The organism is Shigella sp. SIG6 (assembly GCF_053555815.1).
This window is the reverse complement of record NZ_JBQZXC010000103.1, coordinates 1-12,819: the sequence shown is the minus strand read 5'-3', so window position 1 is coordinate 12,819 and position 12,819 is coordinate 1. Positions and strand designations below refer to the sequence as shown.

The window sequence follows — 12,819 nt, the reverse complement described above, 5'->3', positions numbered from 1 at the left end:
TTGGGCGGTTTGTTGCGACAGAGACTCCCTGATCCGTGAGGACAGAGGATTGTCTTCGAGGATGATAGTGCAGGTCGGATCAAGGCTAAGTATATTTTCCGGAATGTGTGTGATGCGATTCTCGCGGCACCGGAAAAATATCTCGGTTTCCTCTGAGTGATGATTTCTTACAGGTACGGCTGGTAGGCTTTCCAGAAGATTAGTACTTACATCGAGCGCTTCCAGTGATTCAGGTAACTCAGGGAGAAATGTCAGCTGGTTATTTCTTACTGAGAGCACTTCCAGCGATGTAGGTAATTCAGGAAGCATGGTTAGCTGATTGTTATCTGCATTAATATATTCCAGCAATGCAGGCAATTCAGGAAGCATGGTTAGTTGGTTGTTATCTACATCAAGATGTTTCAGAGATGCGGGTAATTCAGGAAGTGTTGACAGGTGATTGTCACAGGCGTCAAGGTATTCCAGCGATGCTGGCAATTCTGGTAATGATATTAGGGCATTCTGAGTAATTTCCAGAACAGTGATTTGAGGTGGTAAGTTGTCAGGTAGCGAGGACAGATTTAAACGATTCAGTTGAAGCTCACTGAACTGATTGATGAGACATTCTTTAAGTAGGGAGACCGCTTCATTCCGATTTTCACCGGGGAGCGCTTGTTTTTCCCATTTATCCCATGCTGAAAAGTAATCAGCATATGTACCGGAAATAGTGTTATAAAAAGAATTTTGGGACAATGAAAAGTTATTATTTATCGGTAACATGATGGACATTCAGTTAAAGCCGATGGACAAATGGCTTTGTTAAAAAAAATAAGTAGGAGTTTTTATGAAGTTCATTCCATGAAATGAACTTCAGCACTTTTTTATTATAAAAGGACAAACAAAATTGGCTGTAAAAAAACGATACTGTTTCAGTTAACTGTGAATAGCTTGCTTGCACCGTATTGTTCTTGTTTTTCGGTTAGTTAAACATCGTACTTCATATTTGAACGTTCTGCCGGAATGCATTATCAATAGAGGTAAAGTCGCAACCCCAAATCGTAAAGGAAACCGTAGCACGTCGTATGCAAGAACGTGCCACGGCTGGCTGATGGATGTTCGATAGCGCGAGTTTGAATGAAAATCAGCCGGAGATGATTTTACATAATTGCTACGGAATTATTCAATACAGGAATTGCTTGCGTCTGCATGGATTGACCTGAAATATTCCCGAAAATTTCTCTAAAAAACTCGAAAAAAATGGTAACTGGTTGAATGTATTAATATGCAATGGTACGTGTCAGGGATTAAAAGATGAACGTAAATTTATTCAACGCATTAATTTTAAAGGGTTTTATTGTTTGTTGACGAAAACAGGAATCGTGTTCGGTCTCTTTTTATCTGTTAAAAGCCAGAAGCATTTCCTTCGCTGACTTTATAGTCAACCATAACACACACTCTACTGTCTGAGTCCAGCGTTTTTTAACATTCTTGTTAAGATTATGAGATCTTTAGCGCGGGAGGAAAATATTGATGAAACAGCCTGCGCCCGTTTATCAGAGAATTGCGGGTCATCAATGGCGACATATCTGGCTTTCTGGCGATATACACGGTTGTCTTGAGCAGTTGCGCCGCAAATTATGGCATTGTCGTTTTGATCCGTGGCGAGATTTACTTATCTCAGTGGGAGACGTTATCGATCGTGGGCCGCAAAGTTTACGTTGTCTGCAGTTACTGGAACAACATTGGGTTCGTGCGGTAAGAGGTAATCATGAACAGATGGCGATGGATGCGCTGGCATTCCAGCAGATGTCTTTGTGGTTGATGAATGGCGGCGACTGGTTTATTGCGCTGGCAGATAATCAACAGAAACAAGCGAAAACGGCGCTGGAAAAATGTCAGCATTTGCCCTTTATTCTTGAAGTACACAGTCGCACTGGCAAGCATGTTATTGCTCATGCCGATTATCCAGATGATGTTTATGAATGGCAAAAGGACGTTGATTTGCATCAGGTCTTGTGGAGCCGCTCGCGATTAGGTGAACGCCCAAAAGGGCAGGGAATTACAGGTGCTGATCATTTCTGGTTTGGTCATACACCGTTGCGACATCGCGTGGATATTGGCAACCTGCATTATATTGATACCGGTGCTGTCTTTGGGGGCGAACTGACTCTTGTGCAACTGCAATAATTAAAAATCACCATACTCCTGTGCTGGTCGCCAGAAACCATCTATAAAATCCTCAATCGGAAAACAACCGCCATGGCGGATCCGTTGATCGCTCATAGAATAAAGACACTGCTGTTCCGTGTTGTAGACATCCACAACAATATCTTCACAACCGCCATCCAGGTAGCAAACAAAAAGTACCAGCGCGAACATTTCATCCCCGAAGTGTGGTGCCGTACCGTTAAGTTTAGGAGAGATTTTACAACGGGGGAATAACCAGGACAAATAACCCGCCATGCCGACGGGTTCTTTTTGGATCAGGCAAGACGCATAATCCAGGCATCAGATTGTTGATCGTAACGGGTACGGTAAAGGACAGAGTGTTCGCCATTTAGCAGGGCAGGGATACTGGTTTCAGCATCCCAGGCATCCAGTTGCATACATAAATCGGGGTCAGATTTACAAGGAATGGTTAACGTTCGATCACCCGGCGATTCACCGTGTAATTCGCCGTCGTCGATTTCAAAAGCGCCTATGCGCACACTGGTTTTCATCTTCGTGCTCTCCATTTAGCTGCCGATTGTGGTACGACCAGTTCGATCGCACAATTTTTCAGCCTAGTTGAGGCCGCCGAATGTGCCAGTCAAAAAGTGCGCTTTTTTTGTGCGCTGTCATGCGTTACTGGTAAAAAGTTTCCCGTCCCGCACCAGTTCACGCGGGTAGCTGTTTTTCAGTCGCGAACCAATCCGTTTGGCTAAACCAATCGGCTGATGCTGGAAAGTAACCAACACGTCATCCGCCACTGGCGCGGCTTGCGGGTAAACATCGCGCCCGCGATACCACTCCTCCGCTTCCTGCGGTGTCAGTTCAAAAGCGTTTACATTGTCGGGGGAGGCATGGGCAATAACCGCTTCATGCTGCCAGCGATAACCTTTGTTATGCGTTTCGGCAAGTTTAATCCCTAAGCGAGAAAATCGGACTTTACCGATCAGGGCTTCAATGCCTACCGGGAACAACCACAGTTCTTTGTCGCGTTGCCAGAGTCGCAGGTTTCCATCCCAGTTTAAGCCAACACTTGCAGCCGCCTGACGAATTTGTCCGGCTTCGCGATCTTTCACCGGGCTGAACGGGAAATTGCCCACTTTGTATTTTGGGGCGGGTAAGGCGGGGATCGCCTGAGTTTTACGCAGACGAGCAACGAAGAAGCCTTCGCAGTCGTAAATTTGTGGGAAAACATGCAAAAAACCTTCTTCGGTCAGCGCCTTGTTTGCACCAGGGAAGAGATCGCCAAGTGGTAAAAACTCTACTTCGTCGGGGTAAGTCTCTTTCAGCCACCGGCAAACGGCTTCGTTTTCTTCCCGGTTTAAGGTACAGGTCGAGTAAACCAGCGTACCGCCAGGACGTAATGCATGAAAGGCGCTGTCAATCAGTTCCCGTTGGGTAGCTGCGATTTCCTGATTGCTTTCGGGTGACCAGTTTTTTAGCGCATCGGGATCTTTACGCACCACGCCTTCGCCGGAGCAGGGAGCGTCCAGCAAAATGGCATCAAACATTTCTGGCACTGCCGCACCAAACACGCGGCCACCAAAATGTGTGAGCGCAACATTACTGATGCCACAGCGGCTGATATTGGCATGTAACACTTTTACCCGACTGGCGGAAAACTCATTGGCAAGGATTGCCCCTTCGTTATTCATCCGCGCGGCAATTTGCGTCGTTTTTGAGCCTGGCGCAGCAGCGACATCCATCACCCGCTGTGGTGCATTACCGTCAGCAAACAAGGCGGCGACGGGCAACATTGAACTGGCTTCCTGAATATAAAACAGGCCACTTAAATGCTCGGTGGTACTACCCAATGGCAATGCATCTTCATTGTCGCGTTCAATCCAGAAACCTTCTTCACACCACGGAATTGGCGTAAGCGTCCAGCCATAAGGAGCGGTTAATTGCAGGAAATCAGCAACGGAGATTTTCAGCGTATTAACGCGAATGCTGCGGCGCAACGGGCGCTGACAGGCGGCAAGAAAATCATCAAATGAGAGCGTCGAAGGCATAGCTTCGCGCATTTGTGTCAGAAACGCGTCCGGGAAATAAACGGTGTGTTGGGCCACGAGCATGTACCACTGGCAAAAAAACAGGCGCGCAGTTTAGCATAAACGCTCCGGCGCAGGCACGCCGGAGCAGTGGGCATTATTTGGGAAGCGCAGTTCCCCATTCACGCCACTCTTTCGGTTCACTTTCCTGCAACAGGAAGTGTTTGCCTTCCTGGGCTTTCGGTGCAAGTGGCGTACCCGGAGGCGTGGCGAAGGCGATGCCGCCACGGATAAATTGGTTAAAGGTGCCGGTTTTCACTACGCCGCCCGTCAGACCAAAGTCCAGACTGTAACCCGATGCCAACCAGAAGACGGAATTGTTACGCACCAGGTGTTGATAGCGTTTACTGATGCGCATCGCAATCATCACGCGATCTGACAATGTCCCCAGCGTCATTCCTGTAACCGTACCTACTTCCAGACCACGGAACAGCACAGGCGTACCGATGCCTAACGAACCGGCTTCCGGCGCTTCAACAATAATGCTTAAACCATCTAGGTAACGCGAATCAGTAATGGTGGCCTCTTCTAATTCAAAGTCGCGACGAGGATTGCCACGGCCTGGTTCGACGTTGATATACGACTGGAGGATAGTATCTAGATGCTCAACGCCAGCTGCCGAGATTTGCGGTGTGACCACTGAGAAGCGCGTACCACCGCGAGCAAAGGTCTGGACATATTCCGGATAGAGCACCGCCTTTGCCTGTACTTCATTGCGTGCGGTAATCAGATCCAGCGTCTGGATTTGCCCGATATCAATACCGAGATAGCGAATTGGCATCCCGACCGCCAGTTTTCCGGCATCGAAAGCGTGAAGCGTAATCTGCCTGCCAACCGCACGGGCCGCTGTTTCGGAAGCATACAGAATTCGCTTGTCGCCTTTACGCTGACTGGCGCTGGCACCACTGAGGTTATCGAAGCTAATGGCCCCCTTTAATGCTCTGGAGAGCGGGGATGCCTGTACGGTCAGGCCACTACCATTCAGCTGAACTTTCGCCCCGCCTTCTGCCCAGAACACGCTGTTGCTGGTCAAAAGGTTGCGATATTCCGGTTTAATGTGCAGATCGATATCGAACGCGTTAGCTCGCGGACGCACGGTAATAACTTCACCAACTTCAAATTTACGGTACAGCACTACCGATCCTGCCTGCACATCCGGCAGCGTCTCTGCACTCAAACTCACGGTTGTGGTGGGTAAATCGCTAAGGCTGTTCTCCAGCGCTTTTTCCAGATTGGCATACAGTGGATAGCTGGCTTTCATCTCGCCTTTATCGCCCGGCAGAATACGTATCCCGCCGTTAATCCATTCTGAGGCGCTGGCACCGAGAAACTCAACGCCATCCAGCCCCACCTTCACGTCGACACGGCTGTTGACGACAAATTTGCTATCGCCTTTTACCAGTTCTCGATGCTGAGGCTCGATGGCGACGGTAAAGGTGACGCCTTTGCTGGTGAGTTTACGATCGATAACCTGGCCTACCTGCACGCCGTGAAGAATGAGCGGCTGACCCGCATCAATACCGTAACTTTCCGGTGCTGTCAGGGTCAGTGTCAGAACGTCCGGCTCTTGCAGCAGGGCTTTTTCGCCCGGCACAACAACGAACTCTTTGCGTGGCTCGCCATCGCCGGGCACCAACTCAAAGGTTTTTCCGGTCAGCAGGGCGCTGAGATTAGCATCGCTAAGGGATAATTTCGGGTTGCGTAATTCGATGCGGGTATTTTCACGAAGCAGGGTAACGACGCTGGGATCAACGGTCATTTCCCCAGTGACTTTACCACCAGGATTTAAATCCAGTTTAGTCAGCTGTCCGACTTCCAGCCCCTGATACATTAACGGCGTCGAGTCGGCGGTTAATCCTGCTCCACTCGGCAGTTCCAGTTTTATTATTACTCCACGCTGGCTGTGGGCCAGATCTTCATACAGACCAAAGGTATCTTCCGCCTCGGCAGGTTTCGACTCTTCAGGTGAATCGAAGGCAATCGCACCGTTAACCAGTGCCGCCAGACTTTCCAGTTTCACCTTCGCGCCACTGATACTGACGTTGGCATCAACGCCGGAAACGTTCCAGAAACGGCTACCTTTTTTCACCAGATCGGTAAAACGCCGCTCGATCAGGACATCAATCACCACGCCTTGCTTGTTGGGATTGATGGCATAGTCGTAGACTTTTCCCACCGGGATCTTGCGGAAATAGACCAATGAACCGCTGTTCAGCGAACCGAGATCGGGGGCTTGCAGGTGGATCATCAGATCGCCATTGTCCAGCCGATATTTCGGTTGGGTATCGAGCGCGACAAAGTGATCCTGCTCTTTACCTTTACCCGGCATCATGCCGATATAGTTCCCACCGACGAGGGCGTCCAGCCCGGAGACACCTGCCAACGATGCTTTTGGCGTCACCAGCCAGAACTGAGTCTCTTCGCGCAGCGCATCTTTCATATCGGACTTGATGCTGACCTTGACTTCAATCTTACGAAGATCGTCGCTGAGGCTGATATCCTGCACTGTTCCGACTTCAACGCCCTGATAACGAACAGGCGTACGGCCCGGAACAATACCATCCGCCGACATAAAGTCGATGGTGACGGTATTACCCCGGTCCTGATAACTGTCCCAAATCAGCCAACCGGCAATCATTAGCGCGATGAAAGGCAGCAGCCAGAAAGGTGAGATACGGCGTTTATTTTTAATCTGCGCTTCAGTCGTCGAAGCGGGCGTTTCCTGACTCATGTGCATCCCAAAGTAAGCGGCTGTCCAGCCATTCCACAGCAAGAATAGTCAAAATTACGGCAGCGCCAAAATAAAACGCAGCCGGTCCCATAGTAAAAGCGAGGATCTGATCGCGATTAATCAGCGACATGGTTAAAGATATGACAAACAGGTCGAGCATCGACCAGCGTCCAATCTAGGTCACCATCCGCAGTAACAGAATGCGTGTGCGTAAACCTTGCTGGCATTTAAAATGAATGCTCAACAGTAAAGTGAACATGACGATCACTTTAGTAAACGGTACCAGAATACTGGCGATAAACACGATTCCCGCAACCGCAATGTTGCTACTTGCCAGCGACATAATTCCGGAAAGAATCGTATCTTCCTGCCGGCCACCATTCAGATAAATGATAGAAATAGGCAATAGGTTGGCTGGTAACAACAAAACGATTGACGCTAACAGCGCCGCCCAGCATTTTTGCAAACTATGACGACGACGCAGGCGTAGCGGGATATGGCAACGCGGGCAGAGACCACGCTGATCAGGATAGCCGGTAAAATGGCACCCAAGACAGACACGAAGTTTCTCGTCCCTACGCGTAGCGGGGCGCTGCGGATAATATCGCTCCCACAGCTCCTCAACATTAAGATGTGACAACGTCACCGTCGTTAAAATCACCAACGCCACAAAAGAGAACAAGCCGACACCCGCCTGGATATGGGCATAATCCTGTACCTTTATAGAAGCAACGCCAATGCCGACCAGGTAGATATCCAGCATTACCCACTCTTTAAGTCGCTCAAGCATCAGCAGTACCGGACGTAAATTCATTCCCAGTCGGTTACCAAACCATAAATATGCTATGGAGGACACCAGAATGAGGGGGGCACCAATAACGCAGAAAAAGACCATTGATCCCGTTATCGCATCGCCCTGTTTGGTCATTTGCCAGATGCCTTGCATGACGTTGGCGTCAATACGAATGCCTAACAGCCAGATATGCAACAGCGGTTCGCCCCAGGCAAACGGCATAAGCAACAGCATGGTGAAGGCCATTGCCGCCAGGCGCGTTAGCGACCAGTCGCGCCCGTCGCGAATTTTTGCCTGACAGCGCGGACAATAGGCACTTTGATGAGAATTTATCTCGGGCAGGCTAAACAGCATGTCACATTGCGGGCAACGTTGGTAATCACCACGCGGCAGTTCCTCGCCGATTGCCCTCACTGTTATCTCTTTTGTCGGCGTAATTTGTGGTGTGTTAAGAGCCATGACGTGCCAAATGTAATAAGAATTAACATTAATCTTAACCCATGATGGGAATGATCTTGAGCATTAACGCATTTAATGCTTATTTTAATAGGCTGGCAGTTCCAGGTAAGACAACCAAGTGATTAAATAATGAACAAAACAGAATTTTACGCGGATTTAAATCGCGACTTTAACGCGCTGATGGCGGGAGAAACCAGTTTTCTGGCAACGCTTGCGAACACCAGTGCGTTGTTATACGAGCGTCTCACTGACGTTAACTGGGCAGGTTTTTATTTGCTTGAGGACGATACACTGGTACTCGGACCATTTCAGGGCAAAATTGCCTGTGTCCGGATACCCGTCGGGCGCGGGGTGTGCGGCACAGCGGTTGCCCGCAATCAAGTGCAGCGTATCGAGGATGTTCACGCGTTTGACGGGCATATTGCCTGTGATGCGGCGAGTAATTCTGAAATTGTTCTGCCGCTGGTGGTGAAAAATCAGATTATTGGTGTTCTCGACATCGATAGTACCGTCTTCGCTCGCTTTACAGACGAGGACGAGCAAGGCTTACGTCAGCTTGTGGCACAGCTTGAAAAAGTGCTTGCAACGACGGATTACAAAAAATTCTTTGCGAGCGTCGCAGGATAATCAACGGATAACGTAGCATTTACTGGTAGCGTCATTATAATGACGCCTGTTCATGCCTGCGCTTGTTGGCTACGTCCGTTGTAATCAGGAAATTTCATGGAAAATCAACCTAAGTTGAATAGCAGTAAAGAAGTAATCGCGTTTCTGGCCGAACGTTTTCCCCACTGTTTCAGTGCGGAAGGTGAAGCGCGTCCGCTGAAAATTGGTATTTTTCAGGATTTGGTCGATCGTGTTGCCGGGGAAATGAACCTGAGCAAAACGCAATTACGATCCGCTTTACGTCTCTACACTTCGAGCTGGCGTTATCTTTACGGTGTTAAACCCGGCGCAACGCGTGTCGATCTTGACGGCAACCCATGCGGTGAGCTGGACGAGCAACATGTAGAGCATGCTCGCAAGCAGCTTGAAGAAGCGAAAGCGCGTGTTCAGGCACAGCGTGCTGAACAGCAAGCGAAAAAACGCGAAGCTGCCGCAGCTGCTGGTGAGAAAGAAGACGCACCGCGCCGCGAACGCAAGCCACGTCCGACCACGCCACGCCGCAAAGAAGGCGCTGAACGTAAACCTCGTGCGCAAAAGCCGGTAGAGAAAGCGCCAAAAACAGTAAAAGCACCTCGCGAAGAACAGCACACCCCGGTTTCTGACATTTCAGCTCTGACTGTCGGACAAGCCCTGAAGGTGAAAGCGGGTCAAAACGCGATGGATGCCACCGTATTAGAAATCACCAAAGACGGCGTCCGCGTCCAGCTGAATTCGGGTATGTCTTTGATTGTGCGCGCAGAACACCTGGTGTTCTGAAACGGAGGCCGGGCCAGGCATGAACATGTTTTTTAGGCTTACCGCGTTAGCTGGCCTGCTTGCAATAGCAGGCCAGACCTTCGCTGTAGAAGATATCACGCGTGCTGATCAAATTCCGGTATTAAAGGAAGAGACGCAGCATGCGACGGTAAGTGAGCGCGTAACGTCGCGCTTCACCCGTTCTCATTATCGCCAGTTCGACCTCGATCAGGCATTTTCGGCCAAAATCTTTGACCGCTACCTGAATCTGCTCGATTACAGCCACAATGTGCTGCTGGCAAGAGATGTTGAACAGTTCGCGAAAAAGAAAACCGAGTTAGGCGATGAACTGCGTTCAGGCAAACTCGACGTTTTCTACGATCTCTACAATCTGGCGCAAAAGCGCCGTTTTGAACGTTACCAGTACGCTTTGTCGGTACTGGAAAAGCCGATGGATTTCACCGGCAACGACACTTATAACCTTGACCGCAGCAAAGCGCCCTGGCCGAAAAACGAGGCTGAGTTGAACGTGCAGTGGGACAGTAAAGTCAAATTCGACGAGTTAAGCCTGAAGCTGACAGGAAAAACGGATAAAGAAATTCGTGAAACCCTGACACGCCGCTACAAATTTGCCATTCGTCGTCTGGCGCAAACCAACAGCGAAGATGTTTTCTCGCTGGCAATGACGGCGTTTGCGCGTGAAATCGATCCGCATACCAACTATCTTTCCCCGCGTAATACCGAACAGTTCAACACTGAAATGAGTTTGTCACTGGAAGGTATTGGCGCAGTGCTGCAAATGGATGATGACTACACCGTTATCAATTCGATGGTGGCAGGTGGTCCGGCAGCGAAGAGTAAAGCTATCAGCGTTGGTGACAAAATTGTCGGTGTTGGTCAAACAGGCAAGCCGATGGTTGACGTGATTGGCTGGCGTCTTGATGATGTGGTTGCCTTAATTAAAGGGCCGAAGGGCAGTAAAGTTCGTCTGGAAATTTTACCTGCTGGTAAAGGGACCAAGACCCGTACTGTAACGTTGACCCGTGAACGTATTCGTCTCGAAGACCGCGCGGTTAAAATGTCGGTGAAGACCGTCGGTAAAGAGAAAGTCGGCGTGCTGGATATTCCGGGCTTCTATGTGGGTTTGACAGACGATGTCAAAGTTCAACTGCAGAAACTGGAAAAACAGAATGTCAGCAGTGTGATCATCGACCTGCGTAGCAATGGCGGTGGGGCGTTGACCGAAGCGGTATCGCTCTCAGGTCTGTTTATTCCTGCGGGTCCCATTGTTCAGGTCCGCGATAACAACGGCAAGGTTCGTGAAGACAGCGATACCGACGGGCAGGTGTTCTATAAAGGCCCGCTGGTGGTACTGGTTGACCGTTTCAGTGCTTCGGCTTCAGAAATCTTTGCCGCGGCAATGCAGGATTACGGTCGTGCGCTGGTTGTGGGTGAACCGACGTTTGGTAAAGGCACCGTTCAGCAATACCGTTCATTGAACCGTATTTACGATCAGATGTTACGTCCTGAATGGCCAGCGCTGGGTTCTGTGCAGTACACGATCCAGAAATTCTATCGCGTTAACGGCGGCAGTACGCAACGTAAAGGCGTAACACCAGACATCATCATGCCGACGGGTAATGAAGAAACGGAAACGGGTGAGAAATTCGAAGATAACGCGCTGCCGTGGGATAGCATCGATGCCGCGACTTATGTGAAATCAGGAGATTTAACTGCCTTTGAACCGGAGCTGCTGAAGGAACATAATGCGCGTATCGCGAAAGATCCTGAGTTCCAGAACATCATGAAGGATATCGCGCGCTTCAACGCTATGAAGGACAAGCGCAATATCGTTTCTCTGAACTACGCTGTGCGTGAGAAAGAGAATAATGAAGATGATGCGACGCGTCTGGCGCGTTTGAACGAACGCTTTAAACGCGAAGGTAAACCGGAGTTGAAGAAGCTGGATGATCTACCGAAAGATTACCAGGAGCCGGATCCTTATCTGGATGAGACGGTGAATATCGCACTCGATCTGGCGAAGCTTGAAAAAGCCAGACCCGCGGAACAACCCGCTCCCGTCAAGTAATATCAATCAGGCACAAGAAATTGTGCCTGATTTTTTAACAGCGGCAAGATGCCGTAAATCAGATGCTACAAAATGTAAAGTTGTGTCTTTCTGGTGACTTACGCACTATCCAGACTTGAAAATAGTCGCGTAACCCATACGATGTGGGTATCGCATATTGCGTTTTGTTAAACTGAGGTAAAAAGAAAATTATGATGCGAATCGCGCTCTTCCTGCTAACGAACCTGGCCGTAATGGTCGTTTTCGGGCTGGTACTGAGCCTGACAGGGATACAGTCGAGCAGCGTTCAGGGGCTGATGATCATGGCCTTGCTGTTCGGTTTTGGTGGTTCCTTCGTTTCGCTTCTGATGTCCAAATGGATGGCATTACGATCTGTTGGCGGGGAAGTGATCGAGCAACCGCGTAACGAAAGGGAACGTTGGCTGGTCAATACTGTAGCAACCCAGGCTCGTCAGGCGGGGATCGCTATGCCGCAAGTGGCTATCTACCATGCGCCGGACATCAACGCTTTTGCAACCGGTGCGCGCCGTGATGCCTCTCTGGTTGCTGTCAGCACCGGTTTGCTGCAGAACATGAGCCCGGATGAAGCCGAGGCGGTAATTGCTCACGAAATCAGCCACATCGCCAATGGTGATATGGTCACCATGACGCTGATTCAGGGCGTGGTGAACACCTTCGTTATCTTTATTTCCCGTATTCTGGCGCAGCTTGCCGCGGGTTTTATGGGCGGAAATCGTGATGAAGGTGAAGAGAGCAACGGCAACCCGCTGATCTACTTTGCGGTTGCAACGGTTCTGGAACTGGTGTTTGGTATTCTGGCGAGCATTATCACCATGTGGTTCTCGCGTCATCGTGAATTCCATGCTGATGCCGGTTCGGCAAAACTGGTTGGTCGCGAGAAAATGATTGCCGCGCTGCAGCGCCTGAAAACCAGCTATGAACCGCAAGAAGCAACCAGCATGATGGCTTTCTGCATTAACGGTAAGTCGAAATCGCTCAGTGAGTTGTTCATGACTCACCCGCCGCTGGATAAACGTATTGAAGCTCTGCGTACGGGTGAATACCTGAAGTAATATGAAGTAAATACTAAAAAGCGCGTCCTGATCGA

9 protein-coding genes and 2 pseudogenes are annotated in these 12,819 nt (G+C 49.6%); 5 read left to right on the top strand and 6 right to left on the bottom strand.

The features are described 5' to 3' along the window. Window positions 1-768, bottom strand: a pseudogene (gene ipaH3, locus ACUU1M_RS15305) (T3SS effector E3 ubiquitin-protein ligase IpaH3/Hc); the annotation flags it as partial. A 741-nt stretch (window positions 769-1,509) separates the two neighbouring features. Here ipaH3 and pphA point away from each other — a divergent pair. Beyond that, entirely contained in the window at window positions 1,510-2,166 is a 657-nt protein-coding gene (pphA, locus tag ACUU1M_RS15300; RefSeq protein ID WP_000812729.1) for a protein-serine/threonine phosphatase, read from the top strand. On the opposite strand, the gene ACUU1M_RS15295 is transcribed toward pphA, so the two are convergent. The 5 genes and pseudogenes from ACUU1M_RS15295 to yebS form a co-directional block, all read right to left on the bottom strand. Continuing rightward, window positions 2,167-2,358: a YdfD/YebW family protein gene (locus ACUU1M_RS15295; protein ID WP_001296140.1), complete on the bottom strand. Its 192-nt coding sequence runs from the start codon at window positions 2,356-2,358 to the stop codon at window positions 2,167-2,169. It abuts the gene before it with no gap. A 104-nt stretch (window positions 2,359-2,462) separates the two neighbouring features. Next, window positions 2,463-2,699 (bottom strand): YebV family protein, encoded by a 237-nt coding sequence (locus ACUU1M_RS15290; protein WP_001295499.1) that lies wholly within the window; start codon window positions 2,697-2,699, stop codon window positions 2,463-2,465. 117 nt (window positions 2,700-2,816) lie between these two features. Then, window positions 2,817-4,256 carry a 16S rRNA (cytosine(1407)-C(5))-methyltransferase RsmF gene (gene rsmF, locus ACUU1M_RS15285; protein WP_000057027.1) on the bottom strand — a complete coding sequence of 480 codons (1,440 nt, stop codon included), beginning with the start codon at window positions 4,254-4,256 and terminating at the stop codon, window positions 2,817-2,819. Between the two features lie 79 nt (window positions 4,257-4,335). Next, window positions 4,336-6,969 (bottom strand): lipid-binding membrane homeostasis protein YebT, encoded by a 2,634-nt coding sequence (gene yebT, locus ACUU1M_RS15280; RefSeq protein ID WP_152029006.1) that lies wholly within the window; start codon window positions 6,967-6,969, stop codon window positions 4,336-4,338. Next, window positions 6,938-8,221, bottom strand: a pseudogene (yebS, locus tag ACUU1M_RS15275) (membrane integrity lipid transport subunit YebS). The gene yebT and the pseudogene yebS overlap by 32 nt, the downstream one beginning before the upstream one ends. A gap of 129 nt (window positions 8,222-8,350) precedes the next feature. Here yebS and msrC point away from each other — a divergent pair. The 4 genes from msrC to htpX all read left to right on the top strand — a co-directional run bounded on the left by msrC (window position 8,351) and on the right by htpX (window position 12,784). Further along, window positions 8,351-8,848, top strand: a complete 498-nt coding sequence (msrC, locus tag ACUU1M_RS15270; RefSeq protein ID WP_001043881.1) for an L-methionine (R)-S-oxide reductase — start codon at window positions 8,351-8,353, stop codon at window positions 8,846-8,848. Window positions 8,849-8,944: 96 nt separating this feature from the next. After that, window positions 8,945-9,643 carry an RNA chaperone ProQ gene (gene proQ, locus ACUU1M_RS15265; protein WP_000431370.1) on the top strand — a complete coding sequence of 233 codons (699 nt, stop codon included), beginning with the start codon at window positions 8,945-8,947 and terminating at the stop codon, window positions 9,641-9,643. Between the two features lie 19 nt (window positions 9,644-9,662). Beyond that, window positions 9,663-11,711 (top strand): carboxy terminal-processing peptidase, encoded by a 2,049-nt coding sequence (prc, locus tag ACUU1M_RS15260; RefSeq protein ID WP_001055770.1) that lies wholly within the window; start codon window positions 9,663-9,665, stop codon window positions 11,709-11,711. A 191-nt stretch (window positions 11,712-11,902) separates the two neighbouring features. Beyond that, window positions 11,903-12,784 carry a protease HtpX gene (htpX, locus tag ACUU1M_RS15255; RefSeq protein WP_000984517.1) on the top strand — a complete coding sequence of 294 codons (882 nt, stop codon included), beginning with the start codon at window positions 11,903-11,905 and terminating at the stop codon, window positions 12,782-12,784. The last annotated feature ends 35 nt before the right edge of the window (window positions 12,785-12,819 follow it).